The 25,557-nt window shown below is 67.8% G+C and carries 23 protein-coding genes and 2 tRNA genes; 12 read left to right on the top strand and 13 right to left on the bottom strand.

The window, feature by feature from the left end:
- Position 1: 1 nt before the first annotated feature.
- The 5 genes from B841_RS10530 to B841_RS10550 form a co-directional block, all read right to left on the bottom strand.
- Positions 2 to 640, bottom strand: coding sequence for a hypothetical protein (locus B841_RS10530; protein ID WP_020935487.1), 639 nt, complete (start codon positions 638 to 640; stop codon positions 2 to 4).
- On the bottom strand, positions 641 to 1,099 hold the full coding sequence (locus B841_RS10535) for an acyl-CoA thioesterase (protein ID WP_020935488.1): 459 nt from the start codon (positions 1,097 to 1,099) through the stop codon (positions 641 to 643).
- 156 nt (positions 1,100 to 1,255) lie between these two features.
- A complete protein-coding gene (gene ettA / locus B841_RS10540; RefSeq protein ID WP_020935489.1) occupies positions 1,256 to 2,926 on the bottom strand; it encodes an energy-dependent translational throttle protein EttA in 1,671 nt (556 codons plus the stop codon).
- A gap of 117 nt (positions 2,927 to 3,043) precedes the next feature.
- On the bottom strand, positions 3,044 to 3,529 hold the full coding sequence (locus tag B841_RS10545) for a single-stranded DNA-binding protein (protein WP_020935490.1): 486 nt from the start codon (positions 3,527 to 3,529) through the stop codon (positions 3,044 to 3,046).
- A 157-nt stretch (positions 3,530 to 3,686) separates the two neighbouring features.
- Complete coding sequence (locus B841_RS10550) at positions 3,687 to 5,909, bottom strand: bifunctional copper resistance protein CopD/cytochrome c oxidase assembly protein (RefSeq protein ID WP_020935491.1); 2,223 nt, start codon at positions 5,907 to 5,909, stop codon at positions 3,687 to 3,689.
- Between the two features lie 63 nt (positions 5,910 to 5,972).
- On the opposite strand from B841_RS10550, the gene B841_RS10555 reads away from it, so the two are divergent.
- Together B841_RS10555 and B841_RS10560 are read left to right on the top strand one after the other, a co-directional pair.
- Positions 5,973 to 6,046 (top strand) — tRNA-Arg (locus B841_RS10555).
- 236 nt (positions 6,047 to 6,282) lie between these two features.
- Positions 6,283 to 6,762, top strand: a complete 480-nt coding sequence (locus tag B841_RS10560) for a Dps family protein (RefSeq protein WP_041632322.1) — start codon at positions 6,283 to 6,285, stop codon at positions 6,760 to 6,762.
- 14 nt (positions 6,763 to 6,776) lie between these two features.
- On the opposite strand, the gene B841_RS10565 is transcribed toward B841_RS10560, so the two are convergent.
- On the bottom strand, positions 6,777 to 7,829 hold the full coding sequence (locus tag B841_RS10565) for a YihY/virulence factor BrkB family protein (protein ID WP_020935493.1): 1,053 nt from the start codon (positions 7,827 to 7,829) through the stop codon (positions 6,777 to 6,779).
- Positions 7,830 to 8,028: 199 nt separating this feature from the next.
- Here B841_RS10565 and B841_RS10570 point away from each other — a divergent pair, with 199 nt between their 5' ends.
- The 4 genes from B841_RS10570 to B841_RS10585 all read left to right on the top strand — a co-directional run bounded on the left by B841_RS10570 (position 8,029) and on the right by B841_RS10585 (position 11,628).
- Entirely contained in the window at positions 8,029 to 9,354 is a 1,326-nt protein-coding gene (locus B841_RS10570) for a lactate racemase domain-containing protein (protein WP_020935494.1), read from the top strand.
- A gap of 35 nt (positions 9,355 to 9,389) precedes the next feature.
- Entirely contained in the window at positions 9,390 to 10,244 is an 855-nt protein-coding gene (gene larE / locus B841_RS10575; RefSeq protein WP_020935495.1) for an ATP-dependent sacrificial sulfur transferase LarE, read from the top strand.
- On the top strand, positions 10,241 to 10,912 hold the full coding sequence (larB, locus tag B841_RS10580) for a nickel pincer cofactor biosynthesis protein LarB (RefSeq protein WP_020935496.1): 672 nt from the start codon (positions 10,241 to 10,243) through the stop codon (positions 10,910 to 10,912). The genes larE and larB overlap by 4 nt, the downstream gene beginning before the upstream one ends.
- A 200-nt stretch (positions 10,913 to 11,112) precedes the next feature.
- Positions 11,113 to 11,628, top strand: a complete 516-nt coding sequence (locus B841_RS10585) for an RDD family protein (RefSeq protein ID WP_020935497.1) — start codon at positions 11,113 to 11,115, stop codon at positions 11,626 to 11,628.
- A gap of 91 nt (positions 11,629 to 11,719) precedes the next feature.
- Here the strand turns inward: B841_RS10585 and B841_RS10590 are convergent, their stop codons facing one another.
- Positions 11,720 to 12,715 carry an RluA family pseudouridine synthase gene (locus B841_RS10590; RefSeq protein ID WP_020935498.1) on the bottom strand — a complete coding sequence of 332 codons (996 nt, stop codon included), beginning with the start codon at positions 12,713 to 12,715 and terminating at the stop codon, positions 11,720 to 11,722.
- Positions 12,716 to 12,757: 42 nt separating this feature from the next.
- Between B841_RS10590 and B841_RS10595 the strand changes: the two genes are divergently transcribed.
- Positions 12,758 to 13,300: a methylated-DNA--[protein]-cysteine S-methyltransferase gene (locus tag B841_RS10595; protein WP_041632325.1), complete on the top strand. Its 543-nt coding sequence runs from the start codon at positions 12,758 to 12,760 to the stop codon at positions 13,298 to 13,300.
- On the opposite strand, the gene larC is transcribed toward B841_RS10595, so the two are convergent.
- Together larC and B841_RS10605 are read right to left on the bottom strand one after the other, a co-directional pair.
- Positions 13,297 to 14,481: a nickel pincer cofactor biosynthesis protein LarC gene (gene larC / locus B841_RS10600; RefSeq protein ID WP_020935500.1), complete on the bottom strand. Its 1,185-nt coding sequence runs from the start codon at positions 14,479 to 14,481 to the stop codon at positions 13,297 to 13,299. The genes B841_RS10595 and larC overlap by 4 nt on opposite strands.
- A gap of 34 nt (positions 14,482 to 14,515) precedes the next feature.
- Complete coding sequence (locus tag B841_RS10605) at positions 14,516 to 15,655, bottom strand: trypsin-like serine protease (protein WP_020935501.1); 1,140 nt, start codon at positions 15,653 to 15,655, stop codon at positions 14,516 to 14,518.
- A gap of 130 nt (positions 15,656 to 15,785) precedes the next feature.
- Between B841_RS10605 and cmrA the strand changes: the two genes are divergently transcribed.
- Positions 15,786 to 16,586: a mycolate reductase gene (gene cmrA / locus B841_RS10610; protein WP_020935502.1), complete on the top strand. Its 801-nt coding sequence runs from the start codon at positions 15,786 to 15,788 to the stop codon at positions 16,584 to 16,586.
- Positions 16,587 to 16,675: 89 nt separating this feature from the next.
- Complete coding sequence (locus tag B841_RS10615; protein ID WP_052337760.1) at positions 16,676 to 17,605, top strand: PDDEXK family nuclease; 930 nt, start codon at positions 16,676 to 16,678, stop codon at positions 17,603 to 17,605.
- A 92-nt stretch (positions 17,606 to 17,697) separates the two neighbouring features.
- On the opposite strand, the gene B841_RS10620 is transcribed toward B841_RS10615, so the two are convergent.
- From B841_RS10620 to nrdD, 3 genes are read right to left on the bottom strand one after another with little or no spacing between them, the layout of a single operon-like run.
- Positions 17,698 to 18,726: a hypothetical protein gene (locus B841_RS10620; RefSeq protein WP_041631873.1), complete on the bottom strand. Its 1,029-nt coding sequence runs from the start codon at positions 18,724 to 18,726 to the stop codon at positions 17,698 to 17,700.
- Positions 18,727 to 18,735: 9 nt separating this feature from the next.
- Complete coding sequence (gene nrdG / locus B841_RS10625) at positions 18,736 to 19,359, bottom strand: anaerobic ribonucleoside-triphosphate reductase activating protein (protein WP_020935505.1); 624 nt, start codon at positions 19,357 to 19,359, stop codon at positions 18,736 to 18,738.
- A 14-nt stretch (positions 19,360 to 19,373) separates the two neighbouring features.
- Positions 19,374 to 21,542 (bottom strand): anaerobic ribonucleoside-triphosphate reductase, encoded by a 2,169-nt coding sequence (gene nrdD / locus B841_RS10630; RefSeq protein ID WP_020935506.1) that lies wholly within the window; start codon positions 21,540 to 21,542, stop codon positions 19,374 to 19,376.
- Between the two features lie 255 nt (positions 21,543 to 21,797).
- Here nrdD and orn point away from each other — a divergent pair, with 255 nt between their 5' ends.
- The 3 genes from orn to B841_RS10645 all read left to right on the top strand — a co-directional run bounded on the left by orn (position 21,798) and on the right by B841_RS10645 (position 23,346).
- On the top strand, positions 21,798 to 22,436 hold the full coding sequence (gene orn, locus B841_RS10635; protein WP_020935507.1) for an oligoribonuclease: 639 nt from the start codon (positions 21,798 to 21,800) through the stop codon (positions 22,434 to 22,436).
- Positions 22,429 to 23,208 (top strand): NAD(P)H-binding protein, encoded by a 780-nt coding sequence (locus B841_RS10640; protein WP_020935508.1) that lies wholly within the window; start codon positions 22,429 to 22,431, stop codon positions 23,206 to 23,208. Before orn ends, B841_RS10640 begins: the two co-directional genes overlap by 8 nt.
- Before the next feature lie 65 nt (positions 23,209 to 23,273).
- Positions 23,274 to 23,346, top strand: a tRNA-His gene (locus B841_RS10645).
- A 95-nt stretch (positions 23,347 to 23,441) separates the two neighbouring features.
- Here B841_RS10645 and B841_RS10650 read toward each other — a convergent pair.
- Entirely contained in the window at positions 23,442 to 25,547 is a 2,106-nt protein-coding gene (locus B841_RS10650) for an acyltransferase family protein (protein WP_041631874.1), read from the bottom strand.
- Positions 25,548 to 25,557: the final 10 nt, after the last annotated feature.

The following is a 25,557-nucleotide window of genomic DNA, read 5'->3' on the forward strand; positions in this document are numbered from 1 at the left end:
CCTAAAAGACCAGGACGTTGCCCAGGCCGGTGGTGTGATACACGCTGCCGAAGGGGGCGTCGATGCGCACCCAGCGGCCCGCCGCCGACACCCGCAGATGCCGGGGCACCTCGATCGGCGCGGCGAACCCCGGGATCAGGCCCAGGGCGGTGCACGTGAAGATCATCCGCATCGGGATCTCCACCGTCGTGCCGCTGCCGTCGTGCGTCACGGTGATCACCGTCTGATTCATCAGGCTCGACGGCGGGCCCATCGGCCCGGAGAACTGCCGCGCCAGCGACTGTCCCTCATCCGCCAGCTGCCGCACGACCTGCACCGGCAGCGTGTCCAGCTCCTCGTAACCGTCGGTCGGCGGCAACGCGCCGGGCCAGTTCGGGTCGCGCGCCGGGCCGATGTCCTCGGAGTCGTTCTGCAGCGCGGTGAGCAGGTCGTAGGCGGAGACCACCGCCCCGTCCCGGGAGGCCTCCCCCTGCACGCGGCGGGAGGCGGTCACCTCGAAAGGCGTGGTGACGAAGACGTCCACCGTGCCGTCGCCGCGGTCGCGGAATCGTGCCGAGGCCGAGGCGTCGAGGTCGTTGGCGCGACCCACCAGGGACAACAGCCCCGGCGCGCCCGCCGTAATGGACAAGGATTCCCGCACTTAGTCTTCGATCTCCTCGGCGTCGACCTCGGAGTCCGCCGTCTGGGTGAGGATGCCGACCTCGCGCTGGGTGATGGAGCGCGGGCGCTCGGTGGTCATGTCGATGGCGACCTGCACGCATTCGACCACACACGCGGTACGCCCCTGGCGGTCCTTGAGCTCCTGGCGGGTGACGAAGGAGGTGTTGCCGATTTCGACGACCTGGGTCTCCACGGTGATGGCGGTGGTGTCGGGCAGCACCGGGCGCAGGTAGTCGGCCTCGATGCGGCGGACGAAGACGGAGAAGTCGTGGCCCTTGGCGGTGAAGTAGTCGTTGGCGAACTCCAGGCGTGCCTCCTGCGCCAATTCGATGTAGTTCGCGTTCATCAGGTGACCGTAGCGGTCGAAGTCGGACCAGCGGACCGGAACTGTATGGGTGTGGAGGGTGGAGTTTCCGGAGGCGTTCTGGGCGGTGTTCATGATGTCGGCGGGTGTTCCTTACTTCACAGGCAGGTCTGGGACGTTCGCGCAGAGTCGTCGCGCGTACATCCACACTATACGAAAGCCCGACGCCCGCCGGACGCATGCTTTCGTAAAGCAAACGACCGGCGGGCGGAGGCGGCGGGCAGACCTGCGTCAGCGGGTCAGCTTGCGGTGAGTGGAGGCCTTGGGGTTGGCGGCCTCTTCGCCGTAGCGCTCGATCTTGTTCTTGTTGTAGTCGCCGAAGTTACCTTCGAACCAGTACCACTTGCCCTCCTCATGGTCGCCTTCCCAGGCGAGGATGTGGGTGCAGGTACGGTCCAGGAACCAACGGTCGTGCGAAATCACGACGGCGCAGCCCGGGAACTTCTGCAGCGCGTTCTCCAGGGAGCCGAGGGTTTCGACGTCGAGGTCGTTCGTCGGCTCGTCCAGCAGCAGCAGGTTGCCGCCCTGCTTCAGCGTCAGCGCCAGGTTCAGGCGGTTGCGCTCACCGCCGGAGAGCACCTTCGACTGCTTCTGCTGGTCTGCGCCCTTGAAGCCGAACGCGGAGAGGTATGCGCGCGAGGGGATCTCGTTCTGGCCGACCTGGATGTAGTCCAGCCCCTCGGAGACGACCTCCCAGACGGTCTGCTCCGGGTCGATGTTCGCGCGGTTCTGGTCGACGTAGCTGATGTCGACGGTCGGGCCGACGTCGACGGTGCCGGAGTCCGGCTCCTCGAGGCCGACGATCGTCTTGAACAGCGTCGACTTGCCCACGCCGTTCGGGCCGATGACGCCGACGATGCCGTTGCGCGGCAGCGTGAACGACAGGTCCTTGATCAGCACGCGGTCGTCGAAGCCCTTGACCAGGCCCTTGACCTCGACGACCTTGTTGCCCAGGCGCTGCGGGGTCGGGATCTGGATTTCCTCGAAGTCGAGCTTCTTGTACTGCTCGGCCTCGGCGGCCATCTCCTCGTAGCGCTCCAGGCGGGCCTTGTTCTTGGCCTGACGTGCCTTCGGGGAGGAGCGCACCCAGGCGAGCTCGTCCTTGAGGCGGCGCTGCAGCTTCTGGTCCTTCTTGCCGGCGACCTCAAGGCGCTCGGCCTTCTTCTCCAGGTAGGTGGAGTAGTTGCCCTCGTACGGGAAGAGCTTGCCGCGGTCGACCTCACAGATCCACTCGGCGACGTTGTCCAGGAAGTAGCGGTCGTGCGTGATCGCCAGGACGGCGCCCGGGTACTCGGCGAGGTGCTTCTCCAACCAGAGCACCGACTCGGCGTCCAGGTGGTTCGTCGGCTCGTCGAGCAGCAGCAGGTCCGGCTGGGTCAGCAGCAGCTTCGCCAGCGCGACGCGGCGGCGCTCGCCGCCGGACAGGTGCGTGACCGGCTCGTCCGCCGGCGGGCAGCGCAGCGCTTCCAGGGCCTGGTCGATCTTGGAGTCGACTTCCCAAGCATCGGCCGCGTCGAGGGCCTCCTGCAGCTTGCCCATCTCATCCATGAGCTCGTCGCTGTAGTTGGTCGCCATTTCCTCGGCGATCTCCTCGAAGCGGTTTTTCTTGTCCATGATCTCGCCGAGGCCTTCCTCGACGTTGCCGCGGACGGTCTTTTCTTCGTTCAGCGGCGGCTCCTGGAGCAGGATGCCCACGGTGGCGCCCGGATCCAGGAATGCTTCGCCGTTGTTCGGCTGGTCGATGCCGGCCATGATCTTCAGCAGCGACGACTTGCCCGCGCCGTTCGGGCCCACGACGCCGATCTTGGCGCCCGGGTAAAAGGCCATGGTGACATTGTCCAGAATGACTTTGTCGCCGATGGCCCTGCGTACGTTCTTCATCGTGTAGATGAATTCAGCCAATGTTTCCCCTTTGTCGATGAAACGTGGTAGTCCCAACAAAGGTTACATGACCAGCTGCTAGAACGGAGGTTCCTGCCCGGCTGAATCGTCGGCGGCCGCCTCAGCGCCGCCTGCCCTTCACGCCGGCTGCAGTTCCGGCTCCGGGGCGCCGCCGGAGACGGGCCGGTCGATGTAGTCTTCGGCCTCGCCTTCCGGCAGGTCGAGGTTCTCCGCGTTGTGCTCTTGGACGTCGGTGCGGCGACACCCGATGACGTAACGGTTCAGGTCCAGGCCGATCTGCTGGATCTTGAGCACGATCCGCTGGTGACGGATTTCATTCGGCTCCTGCCCGGTGACCCACTCGTGGGTGATCAGCGTGCCGGTGGCGATCACAGGCATGCCCTTGCGCAGGGATTTGCGGATGTTGACCGCGAGGTCACCCCAGGCCTCGGCGGAGATGTAGAGCTGATCGTAGGTGCGCCAGCCGCCCTCGGCGTTCTCGTCGCGGAAAGCGCGCGAGGAGGCGATGCGCAGGTTGCATTTGAGGCCGCCGTTGGTGGTCGGGCCGCGCATTTCGGGATTGTCGGTGAGGTTGCCGGTGACGGTGACGGTTTGCTGAGCCATGATGTGTTTCCCCCTGAGGTGTTCGGTGGCTGCGTCGGCGCGGCGTGGGTGCCGCGCTCACCGCTCACCCTGCCACCGGCCCCGCCCTCCCCCAGGGCCGGCGGCCGCGCCCCTGTGGACAACCCGGCCCACCGCCGGGTTGTCCACACCCCCGCGGTTACTTCTGGTCTGGGAAGCCCCGGTTGTAGTAGTCGCTGATCGACCCTCCCTCGCCTTCGTTGTAGCGCTGCAGCATCCGGTTGTAGGCCTCGAACTCGTCGAGCTCTTCCTCCTCGTCTTCCGCGGCCTGCGCCTGCGCGCCCGCGGCGGTGGACGTCGACGGGCCCGGCCGTTCGTCGGTCCCGGACGTGGCGGCCGCGCCGGCCTTGGCAGCCGCGCGTCGTTCGCGCTTCAACGCGGCCTCGTCGAAGTCCGCGTCGATCTTGGCTTCGACGACCCGCTCCTCGCGGCGCCACCACACCAGCATCAGCATGAACACGAACGTCAACGGGAAGGAACCAAACGCCCAGGCGATGCCGCCGCCGCTCTTTTGATCCGCCAACAGGTCGGGGTCCCACGGCAGCTCCAGGGAGCGGTAGAACTCCTCGCCCATGATCACGTTCAGCTGCATCAGGTACACGCCCAGGATGAGGTGGATCGGCATGGAGACCACCAGCCACACCAGCCGAATCGTGGTCGGCGCGCGCCCCGGGATCGGGTCGGGGCCGACGAGCTCCCAGAAGTAGAAGTACCCGGAGATCAAAAACAGGAAGTTCATGATCAAGTGCCCGGCGTGCTCGCTGATCGCCAGGTCGTAGAGCGGGATGAACAGGTACAGGACGTAGAAGACGATCAGGAACTGCAGAAGGTTGACCCACGGGATGGTCAGCAGGCGCAGGAACCGCGTGCGCGTGAACGCGTACGCCCAGTCGTGGACGTTCGGTTTACCGGGCTCGCCGGAGTCCCAGGCGGTCATGATCAGCCCGAGGGGGCCTCCCATCGCCAGAAACAGCGGCACGACCATGCTCAGCAGCATGTGGCCGACCATGTGCATCGAGTAGGAGGCCGGGATGTGCATGCCGATGCCGGAGGACATGATCAGCGCCAGGCTCACACAGCCCAGCAGCCACCACACGGTGCGGGAGACCGGCCAGTCCTTGCCCGCTTTCTTCACCCGCCACAGCGCCCACAGATAAAAGACCGCCAACAAAATCGCGATGCTGGCGAACATGACGTCGAAACGCCAGATCGTCCACACGTTGAAGAAGGTCGGCGCCTCATACAGGTTGTAGCCCATCTGGATCTGCATGGGCGACAGGTTCGGGTCCCGCGGCGGAGGCGGCGGGGTGCGCCCCATGGTGATCGCGATGCCCGCGACGGCGGCCATGATCACGACCTCGCCGATCGCCAGGCGGGTGAAGGCGCGGGGATCGGTGTTCAGTTGCGGGATCGTCAACCAGCGGTGCGCCAGCCCCACCAGGCCGAGGATCAGGGTGCCCGCGATCTTCGCCACGATGATCAGCCCGTAGCGGGTGGTGAACAGGTCGGAGAGCTCGATGCGGATAATCATGCTCACCAACCCCGAGACGGCGACGGCTGCAATGGCGAAGAAGGCGACGGCGCTGTAGCGGCGCACCGCGGTCTCCAGGTCGGGGCCCAGTCGGCGGGCGTGCGCGATCAGCGCCATGAGCCCGCCGATCCACACGGCCATGAACACCAGGTGCCACAGGTAAGCGTTGGTGCCGTAATCGTGCGAACCACCCGAGGCGGCGTGGCCTTCCATCCCCAGCGGCACGATCATGCCGATCGCCCCGAGCAGCAGCACCGGCTGCGACGGCCAGGTGCGCAAGGCCAGGCCGACGGCGCCGACCACGCCCGCGATGAGCGCGCACACCAGCCACGCCTGCGACGTCGCGACCTGTTCCAACGCCACGGCGATCGCCGAAGGGTTGAGCACGCCGGTCAGCGGGGTGCCGGATGTGTCCGACAACACCAGCGGGATCATGAGCAGGCCGATCAGCCCGAAGAGCAACGCCGACACCGCGCCCGTTCGCGCGGCCAGGTGTCCGTCGACGGTGAGGGTCGCACTGTTGAGCCGGGTGTTGTCCCCGTCGGGGACGCTCGGGGAAATGTAGAAGGCGGAGAACATGAACGAGCCGATGGACAGCGCCGCCAGCATCCAGGCGACGGCACGGAAGAACGGCAGGCCGTAGGTGGTGACCGCGCCGGGGTCGGGGATGCCGAGCGCGGCCAGGGACTCAGAAAGGAACGAATAGGCGATGGTTCCGCCGACCAGACCGGCGACGACGATCGCCAGCAGGTGCAGCGGCCACGTGGGTCGGGCCCGGGAAGCCCCCGAGGAATGCGTATCGACGGGAGCGTCGGTGGTCTTCGTGGACATGGCCTTTACCCTACTTCCTGAGTCCATGAGCTAAGATTCTTGCCCGTACGCACACGTACATGCGCCTCCATAGCTCAGTGGATTAGAGCAACCGGCTTCTACCCGGTGTGTCGCGGGTTCGAGTCCTGCTGGGGGCACCGCAGTTCAGGGGCACTTTCGGGACATCCCGAGGGTGCCCCTCTCCCCTCTTATGGCCACCGAATGGGCACATTCTTCCTGCCTGGTCCGTCCCTGACGGTCGTCCCCTCTCTGCGTCATCGCCCACAGCGCGCCGACATTGCGCCGAAGGATCCAGGGCGGTGGCTCCAGGAAAAGCCGCAGGCCCACCGCGTCATCCTTGAAATGGGTGAACTATTTCACCAAACTAGAAGGTATGAGCACATACACAGTTCCTGGATTGACCAACGACCACGCCAACCAGCTGATCACTGAGCTGCAAGGGCGCCTCAACGATTACAACGACCTCCACCTCATCCTGAAGCACGCCCACTGGAACGTCGTGGGCCCGAACTTCATCGCGGTGCACGAGATGATCGATCCGCAGGTCGACCTCGTGCGCGGTTACGCCGACGAAGTCGCCGAGCGTATCTCCACCCTCGGCGGCGAACCGGACGGCACCCCGGTCGGCCAGACCACCGACCGCACCCCGCTGAAGTACGCCCCGCAGAAGGCCAGCGTGGAGGATCACCTCTCCGCCATCGACGCCACCTACACCCAGGTGCTGGAGCAGGTGCGTGCCTCCATGAAGCTCGCCGGCGACGTCGACCCGGTGACCGAGGACGTCTTCATCGCCCAGGCCGCGGAGCTGGAGAAGTTCCAGTGGTTCGTCCGCGCACACCTGGACAAGGCTTAAACCTCTCCGGCGTTTTAAGGGCCCGCCGGCGCGTCCCCGCGCCCGGGCCCTTCGTCATGCCCGGGGCCTTCTTTTCCCTCCCGACGGATCTGCCGGGCCTCCTTGAGCAGCCGCGAACTGACTTTCTTCTGCAGTGTCAACGCCCGCCCAGAGCGCATCGGCAGCGGAAAATCCTCCTCGGCCTCCTGGCCGCGGCGCAACAGACGTACGCGTTCGGTCTCCACCACGACCAGCAGTCCGAAGACCACGACGGTATTGGCCGCCCACAAGGCGAATAAGGCGGCGAGCAGCGTTCCGATCGCACCATAGGAGCTCAAGCCGGTGAAGTAGCTCAGGTAGATCCAGAACGCGCCCGCCACCAGCGCGAGGCCGACGGTGGCGGTGATGGCGCCCGCGGAGATCCACCGAAACACCGGCAATTTGAGGTTGGCGGTGAAATGGTAGAGCACATCCAGCATCAACATGAGTACGCCCACGACCAGCGGCCACCGCACCCATTGCCACACCGGCAGAAAGTTGTCGGTGAGAAACGCCACCAGGCCCTCCAGCCCCAGCGGCGCCGCGATGGGGCTGAGCACGGCATCCACCACGGTGGCGTTGACGGTCACCGCCGCCAGGATCACCAGCATTCCCACCACCATCATCGCCATGACCAACGCCATCGTGGCGAAGAGGCGGATGACGTTACGGCCCTCCCGTACCCCGAAGGCGTTGTTGGCGGTACGCGACAACGCCCGCACATACGCCGAGGCGGAGAACAGGGAGATCACCACCGCGACGATCAGGCCCACCCAGCCCTCGGCCGCCGAGCCGGTCACCATCCCCACGATGTCCCTGCTCAGCTGTTCGTATTCGTCGAGAACGTAGGAGTCGATGAAGGAGCCGGTGATCTCGTCCACCACCGCCCGGTTATTCGCCACGACCAGCGTGGAGATCGAGTAGAGGGACAGCACGGTGGGTGCGAACGCCAGCACGGTGAAGAAGGTGAGTTTGGCGCCGTCGTCAAGCCCCCTGCCCAGCCAGAAGGACACGGCGGCGCGCCGGAACACATACCAGCGGTCGGACACAGTCAGCCCGCCCCTCATCGGCTACGCACGTACCAGGTGAAGCCGTCCACCTCAGCCGGGTTCGGCCCCTTCGACGCGGGGTGGCGTTCGCGCTGCGGCGCCTTCTCAGCAGTAGTCACCTGTACCACCCTAAACAACGACTGGGTTTCCGCAGTATAGGGCACTTGAAAACGCCCCATCCGCGGGGAAGACTATAGGTATGTTCAAAGAGAATCTCACCCTCCCCGTGCCGGAGGGCCTCGCCGAATCCGCCGCGTTGCTCGGCGGCGCCACCGAGCGGCTCACCGACGAGCAGGCGCGCGCCTTCGTGCTCGAGCAGCTGGCGGGGGCCGAGGTGGACGACAAAACCGTCTGCATCGTCATCCCGGACGGCACCCGCTCGGGCCCGCACGACCTGATGATCCAGGCCGCCTACGACGCCCTCGCCGACCGCGCCCGATCCATCACCATCCTCATCGCCCTGGGCACCCACGCGGCGATGGACGAGCCGTCGATCGCGAAGCTGCTCGGCGTGCCGTCCGGCTCCATTGCGGACCGTTTCCCCAAGGCCCGCGTGCTCAACCACGACTGGCACAACCCGGAGGCCATCGCCACGCTCGGCACCGTCCCGGCGGAAGAGATCTCACGTCTGACCCACGGACTGTTGGCCGATCGGGCCATGGCCGTCCAGATCAACAAGATCGTCGCCGAAGCCGACGTCAACCTGGTCGTCGGCCCCGTCTTCCCGCACGAAGTCGTCGGTTTCTCGGGCGGCAACAAATACTTCTTCCCGGGCTGCTCCGTCCACGACGTCATCGACATCTCCCACTGGGTCGGCGCGCTGATCACCGCCTCCGACATCATCGGCACCCTCGGCATCACCCCGGTGCGCCAGCTCATCGACACGGCCGCGGACATGATTCCGGGCGAGAAGCTCGCCGTGACGTACGTGGCCACCAGCGGCGAAGACGAGGACGACTCCATCCTGCACTCCGTGGCCTACGGCGACACCCGCTCCGCCTGGGCCGCGAACGCGCAGGTCGCCTCCCGCACCCACATCACGTGGCTGGACCGGCCGTACCCGCGCATCGTGTCCAAGGTCCCGGAGATGTACGAGGACTTGTGGACCGGCGCGAAGGGCGTGTACAAGATGGAGCCGGTGTGCGCCGACGGCGGCGAGATCATCGTCTACGCCCCGCACATCACCCAGATCTCCGAGATGCACCCCGGCATCGGCGAGATCGGCTACCACTGCATCGAATACTTCACCAAGCAGTGGGACACGTTCAAGGACCATCCCTGGGGCGAGATCGCCCACTCCACCCACGTCCGCGGCCTGGGCACCTACGACCCGGAGACCGGCGAGGAGAAACTGCGCATCAACGTCACCCTGGCCTCCCAGGTCCCGCCGGAAGTGTGCGAGGCCTACAATCTCGGCTACGCGGATCCCGAGGCCCTCGACTGGGCCGAGTTCGACGCCGACCCGGACACCCTGGTCATCGAGCACGCCGGCGAGATCCTGCACCGCCTGGAACCCCAGCGCTAACTCTCTTTTTCGTGAAAGGTTCGGCCCGAGACCCCATGCCGCTCCCCCAGCCAGCCGACGCCGCCGGCCACCTCATCGACGCCGTCGCCGCCCACCTGCCCGACGAGGGACGCCTCGGCGTCGCCTACTCCGGCGGCGTGGACTCGGCGTCCCTGCTCGCCGTCGCCCGCCACACCCTCGGCCCCGAACGCGTGCTGGCGATCATGGCGGTCTCCCCGTCACTCGCCGCCCGCGAACGCGCCCTGGCCGTAGACACCGCCGCCTTCATCGGCGCCGAGGTCCTCCAGATCACCACCCGCGAGCAGGACGTCGACGGCTACCGCGACAACGACGTGGACCGCTGCTACTTCTGCAAAAACGAGATGTTCGAGCGCATCGACGCCGCCGTCATCGACGAACACGATCTAGCCGCGGTCGCCTACGGCGAAAACGCCGACGACGCCCGTCGCATCGACCGGCCCGGCGCCCGCGCCGCCACCGAACACGGTGTACTGCGCCCGCTGGCGGACGCCGGGCTGACCAAAGCCGACGTGCGCGCCGTCGCCCGCGCCTTCGACCTGCCGGTGGCCGACAAGCCCGCCGCCCCCTGCCTGGCCTCGCGCATCCCGCACGGCCACGAGGTCACCGAGGAAAAACTCGCCCAGGTCGAGGCCTTGGAACTGACCCTCTACCAGCTCGGATTCAGCGACTCCCGGGTCCGCCACCACGGCGAGATCGCGCGCATCGAGCTGCCCACCGACGAAATGGCGCGCGCCGCCGAACCGCAGATCGCCCGCGACATCGAGGCCTCCGCCACCCGCGCCGGGTTCACCTACGCCACGGTGGATCTGCGCGGCATCCAGTCGGGCGCGATGACCTTGTCGATCCTGAATGCGAGGGGATCACTGTGAACGACGGGCGGAGCAGGAAGGTCGGCGACTTCGCGCACCTGGACGTCGACCGGGCACGTCGTCGCGGCTACCCGGAGGCCATCTACTGCGAAGGAAAGACGCCCGAGCAGGTCGGCGCGATCGCGTTGAGCCTGCGCGAGGTGGAGCAGACGACGTTGTTCACCCGCGCCCGTCCCGAGCACGCCGACGCCGTGCTGGAGGTGCTCGACGACGTCTTCTACGACCCCGACGCGGGCTTCCTCGCCTACCCGGCCGCCGCCCCGGAGCCCAGCGGGGTGTCCGTGTTGGTGCTGTGCGCCGGCACCTCGGATCTGCCGGTGGCCAAAGAGGCGATGCACACCGCCCGCTACCTGGGCAGGGCAGTGTCGCTGATCGCGGACGTCGGCGTGGCCGGCATCCACCGGTTGCTCAGCTACGAAGAGGAGCTGCACAGCGCCGGAGTGATCGTCATCGCCGCCGGCATGGACGGGGCGTTGCCGAGCGTGGTCGGCGGACTCGTCTCGTGCCCGGTCGTGGCGGTGCCGACCTCGGTGGGCTACGGCGCGGGCTCCGGCGGCGTCGCTCCGCTGCTGACCATGCTCAACTCGTGCGCCCCGGGCGTCGGGGTGGTCAACATCGACAACGGGTACGGCGCGGGGCATTTGGCCGCGCAGATCGCGGCCAGGTAGCCGGCTGCAGGGGAGGCCCCCGATTTACGGTGGGCACTTCGGAGCAACCCGGCAATTTTCGTTGCGAGAATTGCAGTCCATGCTGGCATTTGTGTCCCTGATCTGGCTCTCTCGGATGTCAAGTGCGTTGATCTTGGGGTCCCCTGCCCAGAGAGATTCTTCGCACACTGCGCCCGGCCGCGTTTTGCTACGCTGGCACCATGCATTACCTGGCGGTTTCCCGCGCGCGTGCCTACCTGCGTGACTGTGGCGCTTATCTGGGCCTGGCCGCAGCCACCGTTCCCCTCGGGGTGGTGGGGCAGATCACCGGCTGGGGGAAAAAGCCGCCTTTTGCCTACGCCGTGAGCGTGGCGCCCCCGATTCTCGCCGCGCTCCTGGCGGCCCGGCAGGAGGCCCGCCACGGAGCAACGCCAGGCAAGCGCCACCATCACCTTATCGTCACGAAAAGAGCGGGCACGCCGATCACCTTCGGGCGGGCACTGACGCGCAACTGCCTTAAAATCGCCATTCCCTGGCAACTCGGACACATGGTGGCCATCGGCGCAGTCTTCGGCGGTTTCGACAAAAAGGATCCCCTGACGCTGGGGGCGGCGTTTATCACCTACCCGTTGCTTGCGGCCATGATCCTGGGCGTCGTGCTGGGCGACGGTAGCACCATCCATGACCGGCTCTCCGGGACCAGGGTGGTCGGCACCGCGATCACCAGCCAAGGCTGACAACCGTCACGTTCGTCCAACGGTTTTCCATGTCAGCGATGAAGTAGTGTCCTTCGGCCACCGTTACGCACTCCAGAACCGGATGAGCCGCTTAGCCGCGCCTGCCCGGACGCCGGCCTCCCCTGCGGCGCTGCCCGCCCCGGCGGTTGCCGGCGGGTGGTCGTCCCGCCAGCCGGTCGAAGATTCGCTGCCAGGAGTCCGGCGTCGGTGAGGTCACGGTGAGCGTCTCGCCGTCGGGAAGCGGGAATGACAGCCCCGTGGCGTGCAGGAATAAACCGCTGCCTCCGACCCGAGATGTGAAAGCCGCGTCACCGTATTTGTCGTCGCCGGCGATCGGGTGGCCGGCGTGGCTGGTGTGCACGCGGATCTGGTGTTTACGCCCGGTGATCAACTCGACGTCGAGAAGCGTCGCGACGTCCCCGAAGCGGCGGCGCACCCTGGTTCGGGTCAGTGCGGGATCACCGTCGGCGGCGACGACCACTCCGCGCGGGGTGCGGGCGATCGGGTCGGTCAGCTCTGTCAGTCGCTCCGGCCACGCGCCCCTGACCAGGGCGACGTAGTCGCGGCGCACCGCGTCGCCCTGGGCGAAAAGCTCGCTCAAATAACGCAGCATGGCCGGTGTCTTGGTGAGGATCAACAACCCCGAAGTCTCCCGGTCCAGCCGGTGCGCCAGATCCAGGTCGGGTTCGTGCGGCCGGTCGGCGCGTAGCGCTTCGATGACCCCGCCGCGGTGCCCCGTGCCCACGTGCACGGGCACGCCGGCCGGCTTGTCGACGATCAACAGCTGCTCGTCCTCGTACACGATCGCCCGGTTGAGCCGGGCCACCAGCGCCTTCGGCGGCGGCTGCTTCGGCGCGGCGTCCTGGACCTCGAAGGCCGGCAGGGTGAGGACGTCGCCCTCCTGGATGCGGTAACCGCCGTCGGCCTTGCGCCCGTTGACCCGGATCCCGCCCTTGCGCAGGTGCCGGAAGATCAGGCCCGCCGGCACCCCCTTGAACTGGGCGCGCAGGAATTTATCCAGTCGGCGCCCGGCGTGGGCGGCGGGCACCTCCATCTCGGAGGGGGCTGTCGATGCGGTCGGTTCCATGACTTCCGGACCATAGCAGGACCGGCGACTACCATGGCGGCCATGGCTATCTTCGGCGCTCGCCACCCGTCCCCGCTGGGCGAACTCTTCCTCGCCGGCACCGAGGGGCAGCTGCTGGGCGTGTGGTTCGAACACCACCGCCACACCGATAAAACCATGCCGAAAGACGTCGTCGAAGACTCCGGTGTGCCCGCCCTGACGCACGCCGCGGACTGGCTGGACCGCTACTTCGACGGCGAGCGCCCCGACCCCGGTGAGCTGTCTCTGGCGCCGGCGGGCAGCGAGTTCCGGCGGTCCGTGTGGGCGCTGCTCGCCGACGTCCCCTATGGGGAGACCACCACCTACGGGGCGTTGGCCAAGCAGGCCGCGGCCCGTCTGGGTAGGCAGTCCATGTCCTCGCAGGCCGTCGGCGGCGCGGTGGGGCACAACCCGGTCTCGATCATCGTGCCGTGCCACCGCGTCGTCGGCGCCGACGGTTCCCTGACCGGCTACAGCGGCGGCATGGCCGCCAAAATCTGGCTGCTGCGCCACGAAGGCGTCGACTTCAGCTCACTGAGCGTACCGACGACCGGCACCGCCCTCTAACCCTGCCCCTGTGCCCGGCGCAGCACTTCTTCCTGACTGAGCCCCAGCGCCTGGGCGGCGGCCGCGACGTCGTCGAACTCTGGTTGGCGGGTCTGGTCCTCGCCGCCACGGGAGCCGATCTTGACCCGCACCGCGTGGCCCTCGACGTCGACGCTCTCCCACCGCCGGTCGAGCCCCTCCCGCGCCACGGACCGCCAGCGCACGCCGAAGGTGGTGGTGACGTGAAACAGCGTCCGGCGGATTGTCTCCGCGTCCGCCTCGTCGGCCAACACGTGCACGGTGTGGGCGGGACGCCCCTTCTTCATCAAGATGGGCGTCAGCCATGCGTCTCGGGCGCCGGCGTCCAGCAGCGCCTGCAGCACCCCCGGCCAGAGGCGGGGATCCAGGTCGTCGACGTTCGCCTCCATCTGCACCAACCTGCCGGTGTCGGGGTTGGGGTCAGGACGCTCGCCGGCAAGCACGAAGACGCGGGTGACGTTCGGGCGCCCCGGGGTGTCCTTCGTCCCCGCGCCCACGCCGACGCCGGTGACAGTGCCGTCGGGAAGCGGGCCCGCCTGCGCGGCGAAGTGGCGGATGAGCGCGGCGCCGGTGGGGGTCGTCAACTCCCCCACCAGGCGGTCTGAACCGATGAGCGCGCCGGAAGTCGTCGGCCAGCCGAGCAGCAGCTGCGCCACCGCCGGCACGGGCACGGGGATGTCGCCGTGCGCGGCGGTGATGCGGCCGAAACCGACCGCCACCGGCGAGGAGCTGATCGTCGTCGCTCCCAGCTGCCGGATCGCCTCACACACCCCGACCACGTCGGCGAGGGAATCCAGCGCGCCGACCTCGTGGAAATGGATCGTCTCCGGGTCCACGCCATGCACCGTGGCCTCAGCGCGGGCGATCAGCTCAAAGACGGCCAGGGCGTCGGCGCGCGTGCGCTCCGGGAGGGCCGCCTCGTTCAACAAGGCACGAATCGTCGTCCAGGTGCGGTGCGGCTGGCCCTCGTCGGTGGCGTCCACGTGAATTTTGAGCGCGCGTTGCCCGGCGCGCCGCACGGTTTCCGCCCGCAGGCGCACCGCGCCGGGGACGACGGCGTCGACGGCCCGCTGCACCTCGTCCAGGTCCGCGCCCGCGTCCACCAGGGCCGCCAGCAGCATGTCGCCGGCGACTCCGGCGCTTGCGTCGATCCACAACTTCATGACTTCACGCTACGCGGTGCCCGCGGCGAGGGGATTAAAAGTGCAGCGGGGCGGGCAGGGCGTCGGACCACTGGGCCTGGGCGTCGCCGAGGGCGGCGTCGACGGCGTGGCGGGCGGTGTCCAGGGCGGCGTCGACGTCACCGGACTGCACGTGCTCAAGCAGCTGGTCGGTGTGCTGTTGAACACTGGCCGGGGCGGCCGGTTCCTGGGTGCTCTGCTCGCCCGGCGCGGCGGTTTCTGCGGCGGCGTAGCCATTGTGCTCCATCCAACCGAGGGCCTGGGAGCCGTCCTGTTCCAAGGCGCGGAAGTCGGTGTCGTGCGGGGCGGCCGATTCGGGCAGGGTGAAGTGGTCGTTGACCTGGCCGTCGGGGATGTCGTAGGCGTCCTGGAGGGCGGCGTCGGCGGTCTGGGTGCGGCCGAAGGGGCCGACGCCCTGGCTGGTCACGCCGATGACCTCACCGGTGTTGGGGTCGAAGTTGTTGCCGCCGGAGTCGCCGCTGGCGTAGCTGAGGCCCCAGCTGAACACGGCGTGCTGGGTGCGGGCGATCTGCACGCCGCAGGAGCGCCCGGAGACCATGCCGTCCTTGCAGATGGGTTGGCCGAAGTTGTCCACGCGGACCTGGCCGCCGGGGACGTTCCGGTAGTCGCGGACGCCGGTCATGGCGACGCCGTGGCCGCTGGGGTTGCCGTGGTAGTCGATGGATTCGGACAGCCGGGAGGTGGGCACGGCCGGGTCGAGGTCGACGACGGCCCAGTCCTGGGAGGTGAACAGCTCGACGGTGCTGTCCACGGAGGACACCTCGGCGTTTTCGGCCATGGGCCCGCCGGACGCCCCGCGCGTGCCGACGACTTGGTCACCGCCGTGCTTGGGCACCTTGACCTCCGCCGCGAACGGCATCTCCGGGTGCAGGCTGTTGACGCAGTGCGCGGCGGTGAGCATGACCGGGCCGGTGGTGCCGTCCTGGCGGCGGACTTCACCGGAGACGCCCTGGGAGCAGGCGAAGGTGTCGAACTCGTCGGGGATGCCCGGCAGGCTCGGGTCGGCCGGGGAGATCCGCAGAGGGGCGCCCGGGGCCACCGGCGCGGCGGCCGCTGCGGGAGCGAGCGTGGCGGCGACGGCCACCCCGGCCACCGCGGCGGCGACCCGACGAAGAGGAGAGGACAATGGGGACACGGTAGCGCACCTTTCGCGACGATCAGCCAGACAGCTTCCTCACCTTAAGACAGATCGCGGCTCTTCGCCCCCGGTTCCACTACCGTTGAGGCAATCTACGACCCCTTTTCGGCTAGGAGTTAGCTCACACATGGCACTTCCCACCCCGTCGCGCACCGCCCGCGCCCTGATCACCGGCGCCTCCCAGGGCATCGGTGAGGCGATCGCTCGTCAGCTCGGGGCGCTCGGGCACAATCTGATCCTCGTCGCCCGCCGCCGGGAGGTGCTGGAGAAGATCGCCGCCGAAATCGAGGCCGCCCACGGCGTCGACGTCGAGGTCTACCCGTGCGACCTGTCGGAGCAGGCGGACGTCGATGAGCTCCTGGGACGGCTCGCCGAGGTGGAGGTCAACATCATGGTCAATTCCGCCGGCATCGCCACCTTCGGGCCTTTCGCCGAGCAGGACTGGGGCCACGAAGTCGCCCAATACCAGCTGAACGCGACGGCGGTGTTCCGCTTGACCAGGCTCGCCGTCGACCAGATGGTTCCGCGCGGCGAAGGCGCGATCTGCAACGTCGGCTCCGCGGCCGGCAACGTGCCGATCCCCAATAACGCCACCTACGTGGGCACCAAAGCCGGGGTCAACACCTTCACGGAGGCGCTGCACTACGAGCTGAAGAAGACCGGCGTGCATTGCACCCTGCTGGCGCCCGGCCCCGTGCGCGAAGCAACGATCCCCGAGGCCGAGAAATCCATCGTGGACAAAGTCGTGCCCGACTTCCTCTGGACCACCTACGAGTCCTGCGCCGAGGAAACCCTGGAAGCGCTGTCCGCTAATCGACGCCGCGTCGTTCCCGGCCCGCTGTCCAAGGGCATGGACTTCATCTCCACCTACGCCCCCAGCGGGTTGCTCTCACCGCTGATGGGGTGGTTCTACTCGAAGATGAGCTAGTCGGTCGTTCCTGTGGATGGGCGGGGCTCATCCACAAACCGGCGTCGGCGGCCCGCCCAGTGTGCGCCGGCCCTGTCACGCTGGGCGGCATGCTCACCGACCTTCGCCGCCTGACCAGCTACGACACCGCCACCCGCGCCCAGCTTGCCGACGGCACGCTCCTGTCGCTCACCCCAGAAATCGCCGTCGACGCCGCCACCTACCGCAGGTTGCCACCGTGGGAGCGGGCCGAAGTCCGGGCCCGGGCCTTCGGCATGGCCGCGGACCGGGCGGTCTTGTGCTCCCTGTCGGCGGCCCGCATCCTCGGCATCGAGGTGCTCAGCTGGGACGACACCGTCGAACTGGGTTATGTGAACAGCGACCGGACGCCCCCGAAGTCTCAGCGGGCGCCGCGTACGCGCTACTACGGCAGCCGCGTGCCGCGCACCGAGATTGTGGTGGTAGACGGCCTCCGCGTCACCGGCGTCGAGCGCACCCTGGTCGACGTCGCCCGCCATCACGGGGTGGTCGAAGGGGTCGTCGTAATTGACTCCGCGCTGCGGCGCTTTCCCGGCTTGAACGTGCAACGGCTCACCGCCGCGGGAGAGCATCTCCGGCTGCGGGGCATCGCCACCTACCGACGGGCGGTCCAGCTGTGCGACGAGAAGTCCGAGAGCCCCAAGGAATCGCAGGCCCGTGCGCTCATCCACCTGGCGGCGCTGCCCGGGGTGAAGAAGGTGCGCACGCAAGCCCGCGTGGCAGTGGGCGGCAGGCAGATCCGGGTCGATCTGCTCATCGACGGTTGGCTGGTCGTGGAGGTGGACGGGCAGATCAAGTACGACGGGGTCACGTACGGCAAGCCCACCGATCAGGTTCTCCGGGAAGAGCGGCAGCGGGAAAAGGCCCTGCAGAACCTCGGGTACACGGTTCTGCGGATCGGGCACGCCGACATGGTTCCGGCGGCGGACGGCAGCGTCCCGATGGTGGATCTGATCGCGCAGGCGCTCGCCCGGCGGGCGCGCCACCTTACTACCCCATAGGCGTTGCCCCATAGGGCTCCGAAAACAGCGGAAACCGGGGTGAAAACGAGGCCTATGGGGTAACGCCTATGGGGCAACAGCCGGGTCCCGCCTTACACCTTCTTGTCTAGGTTCGCGGTGGCGGTGATTTCGTCGCGCTGCACGCCGTCGCCGAAGCGCGCATAGTCGTTGAGCATCGTATCGAGGCCGGTCTCCCCCTCCCCGGCGCGGGAGGCCGCGACGGAGGCGGACTTCACGGAATCGCCGAGCCTCTTGACTTGCCGCTGGAAGGACTTGTCCTCCTTCAGCGCGAGCGTGCCGAACAGCGCCACGCGGAGGTCGAAGTCGGAGAGCTTCAGCGGACGCGTGAGCAGCTTCTTGATCTTCGGGTTCAGGTCCTTGATGTAGCGCTCGGTGTAGGTGTCGCGCAGTTTTTGTTCGGCGTTGCGGATGTAGAGGGTGCGGCGGTAGCCGTAGCCGGCGTCGGTGACCAGGCGGTAGGCGACGCGCTGGACTTTGGAGGCGACCCACCAGGAGTAGGCCAGCGGCCAGGGCACGATGGCGAAGATGATCACCGACAGCATCGGCTCGCCGGTGAAGGCTTCATAGCCGAGCAGAAGAAACAACAGGACGAAGGTCACCACGTAGGTCCATTGTTTGGTGCCCACGAAGGACTGGTCGGCTTCGCGCAGCGGCCGGTAGGCCTCGTATTCTTCGTCGCTGCGCCACAGTCCACCGTGCTGGAGCCGGCCCGCGGTTTTCCGTGCCGCCTCCCAGAGCGCGGTGGACAGGTCTTGCAGCACCGTAGCGGCGTTTTCGGCAGTGGCTTCAGCGGCGACGCGTTCAACCAGGTCAGGCGAGTCCGGGCGGAGGGTCTGCGTCGCCTCGAGGCCGCGTTCACCGACGTCGAGAAGCCCCTGGCGGCGGGCCTGGACGAGCAGGACCGTCAGCAATCCGGAGCGCCCGCCGGTGGCCACGGCCAGCCGGTGGGGGTCGGAGTCGATGCTGGCGTCGAATTTCCGGGTCGGCCAGGAACGCTCGGCGAGTTCGTCGGCGGTCTTCTTCCACCGGCGCGCCACCAGGGCGGCCCACACCCAGAAGGCGATCAGGAGGAGACCGACTGCCGCTATCACTATGATCATCTTTTCAGACTACCGACCGGTCTTCCCCGGCACTACCGCCGCCTCATAGTCCACGACGACGCCGTCGGCCAAGGAGGCGGGCACGTCGATGAGGCGCTGGTTGGAAGATCCGGCGAACGTCGGCAAGCGTGCTTCGTCGCGCTCTTCGGCGATGAACTGGCCGTCGATGAGCACGTCGAGTTCGCGGAGCAGATCGCGGCGCTCGTCGTCAAAGATCTGCAGGGTTTCCCACGTGTAGCCGGAGTAGGACCAGACGGTCTTGCCCGGCAGCTCGGTGCGGATGCGGCGCACCAGGCCAAGCAGATGCTTCGCGGAGAGGAACGGCTCGCCGCCGACCAGCGTCAGGCCGGCCACATGTGGTTCGGCGAGATCCCGCAGGATGCGTTCCTCCAGCTCCGCGGTGTAGGCGAACCCGTAGCCCTTCTTCTGCGCGGCCTTGTTGTAACAGCCGAGGCAGTGAAACGGGCAGTACGAGACATACAGCGAGCAGCGCAGGCCTTCGCCGTCGAGGACCTGGAAAGGCTTGTAGTCGGCGATGCGCATAACGTCGATTTGTGCCCAGGTGCGGGAGCGTTGATCGGCGCGGGCGATCGTCGTCAAGCGTTCGGCGGGGGTGTTTGGCGCGCGGTACATGAGACGGCCTCCTTCTACATGTGCTTGACGCGGGCGGTGATCTCGGACTGCTTGCCGGCGACCACGGGACGCTTCATCGGCGCCCCGAGGTAGCCGCACAACCGGCGGGTGACCGAGGCCTGGGACTCGTCGCGGTTGCCGCAGCCGGGGCACACGTAGCCGTCGGCGTCGCAGCGGAATTCGCCCTCGAAGTCGCAGACGAAGCAGGCGTCCACCGGCGAGTTGATCCCGAAGTAGCCGACGTGGTCGAAGGCCTCGTCCCAGATGGCCTCGAAGGCGGCGGGGTTGGCCAGCAGGTTCGGCGCTTCGACGTAGTACATGAACCCGCCCGGGGTCAGGGGCATGTACTCGGCTTCGAAGCGGATCTTGGCCACCGGGTTGGTGTCCAGGTGGCTCGGGAAGTGGAAGGAGTTTTCGTAGTACTCGGTGTCGTTGACGCCGGCGATCTCGCCGAAGCGGGCGCGGTCGAGTTCGGCGAAGCGGTCGCAGAGGGACTCCGACGGGGTGGCGTAGACGGACATGCGGGCGTGGAAGTCCGCCTGGGCGGCGTCGACGCGCGTGTTCATGCGCTCCAGGATGCGACGTGACAGGGCGCGGTGCTCGGCGTTGTCGTGCCAGCGCCGCTGCCCCGTCAGCGCGACCATGGCGTTGTGGACGCCGATATAGCCCATGGAGATCGAGGAGCGTTTGTGATTCTCGCCGGTGTAGAAGTCGCGCACGCTGGTCTTGCCGGTCGGGTCGCCCATGCCGCCCTGGGTGTACATCACCGGCGCGTTGTCCAGGTCGGCGGAGAGCACGACGTCCTCGCGGATCTTCAACGCGCGCACCGTCAGGTCCATGGCCTCGTCCAGGCCGGCGAAGAAGTCCTCGAGGGATCCTTCGGCGGCGACGGCGATGCGCGGCAGGTTGATCGAGACCACGCCCAGGTTGTTGCGGCCCACGAGTTCGTGCTCGCCATCGGCGTTGGTCCACGGGTGCAGGAAAGAGCGGCACCCCATCGGGGTGATCAGCTGCCCGCCCTTCTCCTCCCGGATGCGCGGCACAGAGATCAGGTCCGGGTAGATGCGGCGCATGGAGCAGCGCATCGCGTCCTGCTTGACGTCGTAGTTCGGGTCGCCCGGGGCGAGGTTGATTCCTTCGTCGACGAAGAAGAGGATCTTCGGGAAGATGGCGGTCTCCCCGCTCATGCCCTTCTCCCGGACCGCAAGGATCGCCTGCTGGATTTCGCGTGCGCACCAGGACGTGCCCATGCCTAAGGAGATGGAGGTGAACGGGGTTTGTGCCGCCGCGGTGGTCAGGGTGTTGACCTGATATTCGAAGGCCTGCATGGCGTCGTAGATGTCCTTGACCGTCTTTTTCTTCGCGCACCCGTCCGCGTCCGGCGCCCCGGCGTCGTGAAACAGCGCCCGGTTCTTCTCCAGGGTCATCTCGGCGTACGGCTCGAGCAGCTTGTCGATCTCGTGGATCGAGATGCCGCCGTACTGCTCCCCGCTGATCGCGCCCAGCAGCTGCACCAGCAACGTCGTCGCCACCCCGATCGAGCGCGGCGGCTCGATCCGCGCGTTGCCGAGGACGAAGCCGTTGCTCAGCAAGTACTCAAAATCCGGCAGCGAGCAGTTCGGCATCGCCGCAAACGGCGAGCGATCTAGGTCGTGGACGTGGATCAGGCCCTTGATGTGCGCGCGACGAATGTCCGTCGGCAGCAGCTGCAGTCCTTTCGCCTTGGTCACCGAGCCAGCGAGGATCTCCCGCTGCGTGGTGAAGGTGCGTGCGTCCTTGTTGCCGTTTTCCGCCAGCACCTTGGCATCGCCCTCCACGACCCGGGCGATCGCGCGCGCCACGTCCGTGGAATCGGCGATCAACTCATCTTGACGACGCTTGTACTCACGGAAGGCGGCCAACACCGCCGGGGCCTGCGCCAACACGTCCTCCACGATGCGAAAGAGTTCGGCGCCGTCGATCGTGCGGTGTTCCGCGGCGCGCCGGGTTACGGTCTCCACGAGCTGGGCCTTCGACGCGTGGAACTCGACGCCGAACACGCGCTCGGCGGAGTTCAGGTCGTTGAGGATCTTGCGCGGGCGATACGCCACGGTACGGCCGTCCTTCTTGCGCACGGCGATCGTGCGGGCGAGGTCCTCGGTGGCCGGGGACAGGGCGGCGGCTGGGGTGACGGGCGCGGTCATGGCGGGTCCTTTGTTGCGGTGGCGGGATCCATGTAATTACACGGATGTAATCGGGCTAAACCGAACCCTACCCCACGGTGATTGCATATTCATATCACACCCATAGCCGCCTAGCACTACATGTAGTGGCTGTGGCGGATTCATCATGCAGCATTTAGTGCCCCGCGGAGGACGTACACATGAGAACCCAGCCCGCCCCACCCGCTCCGATAAGGTGGGATCATCAATGCGAAACAACCCAAAAGGACCCACAAAATGACCCCGGACACGCCCGCAAAAGACGACCGCCTCGTCTGGATCGACCTCGAAATGACCGGCCTGGACCTGGACAAGCACGTCATCGTCGAAGTCGCGGCGCTGATCACCGACGCCCACCTGAACATCCTCGGCGAAGGCGTCGACCTCGTCGTCCACACCAGCGAAGAGAACCTCGCCCACATGGACGACTTCGTCACCAAAATGCACGCCACCAGCGGGCTCACCGACCAGATCCGCTCCTCCACCGTCACCATCGCAGAGGCCGAGGACGCCGTCCTTGCCCTGATCGAAAAGCACTGCCATCCCGAGCATCCCGCGCCTTTGGCCGGCAACTCGATCGCCACCGACCGCGCCTTCATCCGCAAGGAGATGCCGCGCCTGGACGCCGCCCTGCACTACCGCATGGTCGACGTCTCCTCGGTCAAGGAACTGGCCCGCCGCTGGTTCCCGAAGGCGTACTACAACCAGCCCGACAAGGGGATGTCGCACCGCGCGCTGGCCGATATCGTCGAATCCATCCGCGAACTCGACTACTACCGACGCACCGTCTTCGTCGACGTCCCCGGGCCCGCCTCCCCGGAGGCGCAGGAGGCCAAGCAGGCGTCGACCGACGCTTTCCAGGAGCACTTTGAGTAACGTCGCACCACCTCCCACCACCCTCGCGATCGTCGGCGCCACCGGCTCCAACGGCCGACTCGCCGTCGCCCACGCGCTCGACCACGGCCTGCAGGTGCGCGCCGTCAACCGCTCCACCCGCCGCGCCCGGCGCGTGCTCGGCGGCCACCTCGATGACCCGAACCTGACGCTGCACGAGGCCGACGCCACCGACGCCCGCCAGCTCGCGCCGGTAGTCGACGGCGTAGACGCGGTGGTGCTCGCGCACGGCAACGACGCCGAACCGGAGAGCAACTACCGGGTCATCGCCACAGCCGTCGAGACGCTGCCGGCGGGCACGCCCGTGTCGCTGATGTCCGCGATCGCCGTCACCCAGGACATCCCCGCGTTCTCTGAGATCCTCGAGTGGCGCCGCCGCGGCGAGCGGTTGTTGCGCGCCTCCGCGCTGCGGCACACGATCATCCGGCCCGGCTGGTTCGACGGCCACTCCCCCGGCGACGACCGCCCCGAATTCGAGCAGGGTGACGCCACTCCACTGAGCGCCATGCGCGGGGTGCGACGCCGCCACATCGCGGCCGCGTTGGTGGAGGCGGTGTGCACGCCCGCCGCGGCCGGTCGCACGCTGGAGCTGTTTTCCGGCCCCGGCGAGCCCGTCGACGACTGGCCGGAGGCGTTCGCCACCCTCGAGGCCGATACGTCGGACCGGCTGGACGGCGTGCACGACCCGACCGGGCTGCCGCTGTCCGGGGAACCCGCCTCCGTACGGGAAGATCTCCGGAAACACGGCGTCTAGCAGCGATTTTTACTATTTCGAGGCCGTGGGCTAAGGTTAATCTCGCTGCTTTTGAGGCAGCGATGGTGGCTGTAGTTCAGCTGGTAGAGCACCAGGTTGTGATCCTGGGTGTCGCGGGTTCGAGCCCCGTCAGCCACCCCGAAGAATAACCCCCGACCTCATATGAGGTCGGGGGTTAAGTCTTTCTTTTTGCCGCGGGCCGGGCATCGCCACGCCCCAGCACTCCCGCTGACCTACCGCCCCAGCGCCGGCCGCAACCGCTCCCACAGCAGGTCGGCGAGCGTGGCCGCATACGCGTTGGAGACGTGGTCGTCGTCGCGGTAGACGGGGACGTTGCCGATGGCCGGCAGGCAGAGTTCCGGCCCGCAGAACCAGTCCGCGGTGTCCACCGCGACCGCCGACGGGTACTGCGCCAGCACGGCGGCGGCCGGATCCACCGGCGCGTAGGTTTCGGCGCGCGGCACGGCGCAGGCGATCAGCGGATCGGGGTCGTCGACGAACGTGGCGCCGCCGGCGGCGTGGTTGAGCAGGCACCGGTTGGCGTCGGGCACGCCCTGATCGCGCCCGTGCACCCACGGATTGTCGCGCAGGCCGAAGAAGGTCACGCCGTGCTCGTCCAGTGTCCGCCAGAAGTTCTCGTAGCCGGCGGGCACCAGGTCGGGGCCAGGGCCGCCGGAGTGGATCGGCCGGGTCGTCGTGGAGATCACCACGTCTGGGTCCAGCTCGAGGATGCGCTCGACCGCCCCCTCCGACCAGGCGGCGCAGTCGTCGCTGACGCCGTAGTGCTCACCGAGCACGACCGGGCAGGCCTGCCGCAGGAGCGGCACCACCCGGAAGCCGTGGGCACGGCCGAGCTCATCGAGCGGCGTCATCCAGGTCTCCGCGTGGGATCCGCCGGCGAGCACCACCGTGGCCTCGGCCGCGGGGTCGCCGTAGACACACTCCTCGTCGGCGAAGCGGTCCACGGGTGCGCCCCGGTGGATCATGCACTTGTCCACGGTGGGCGCGGGCCGGATGCCGGCGACGAAGGCCGGGTCCGGCTGGAGCGGCGCCCAGTCGGGCGCGGCGGGGCCGTCCAGCGCCGCGGCGCCGGGGTGCAGCGTCGGGCTGGATTCCTGGTTGTCCAGGCTCGTCAGATACGAGGCGTAGACGGGGCTGACGCTCAGCAGCGCGACGACGATCATGCTGACCACGGCGCCGCTGGCCGCGCGGCGCTGACCGGGCCGGTCCCGCAGCGACCGCAGGGCGGAGCGCATGGGTTTTTGGTCGCGCGTGGGGCGGCGGGAGCGTTGGGTCAGCGGCGTTTCCACGAAACGGTGGGTCAGGTCCGCCAACACCAGCGACAGGGCGATGACCGCCACGCCCAGCCACAGCGGCGGGGTCTGGTTGCCCGTCGCGGTGGTCAGGATGATCAGCAGCGGCCAATGCCACAGGTACAGCGGATAGGCCACCCCACCCAGCCAGGTCGCGGGGCGGGCGGCCAGGAACCGGGACGTCGCGTTGTCGCCGCCACCGGCGATGATGAGCACGGCGCCGCCGATCGGCAGCAGTGCCGCCGGACCCGGGAACGCCAGGGACACCGGGATGAGGAAGCCGGTGAGCGCGATCATGGCCAGGCCGACGGCGGTGGCCGGGCCCGCCAGTCGCTGCGGGATCCGCAGGTATGGCAGGTACAGCGCCAGCACCGCGCCCAGGGTCAGCTCCCACATGCGCGAGAACGTCGAATAGTAGTTCGCGGGCGTGCCGATCAGCCCGCCCCGGCAGGCCCAGGCAAAGGACAGCGCGGTGAGGCCGATCAGGATCGGGCCCGCGACCCGGCGCACCCGGGCGTCGTCCCAGCCCCGGCGGCGCACGAGCACGGCGAATCCCAGGGCGAAGAAGATGGCGACGAGGTAGAACTGTCCCTGCACCGACATCGACCACAGGTGCTGCAGCGGGGAGGTGTCGGCGGAGGCGGCCGCGTAGTCCGCGTCCTGGCGAATCAACTCCCAGTTCAGGTAGTGGAAGAGGCTGGCGGGCAGTTGTTTGGCCAGCTCGGGGCTCATCAAGTGCGGGGCCAGCCAGAAGACCAGCGCGACGGTCGTGGCCAGCACCACCGCCAGGCTGGGGATCAGGCGCCGGAGGGTGCGCCAGATGGGCCACCAGGGGTTGAGGGAAGCGTTGCGACGGGTGGCGTAGCGCAGCTGCGAGCCGAGGAAGAAGTACCCGGACAGCAGGAGAAAGACGTCCACGCCGCCGGAGACACGGTCACCGAAGACGTGGAATAAGACCACCAGTCCGATGGCGACGCCACGGAGCCCGTTGAGGTCCCACCGGTAGGTATGTGAACGGGCAGACATGGCCACTAAC

Source organism: Corynebacterium maris DSM 45190, assembly GCF_000442645.1.
GTDB classification, from domain to species: Bacteria; Actinomycetota; Actinomycetes; order Mycobacteriales; family Mycobacteriaceae; genus Corynebacterium; species Corynebacterium maris.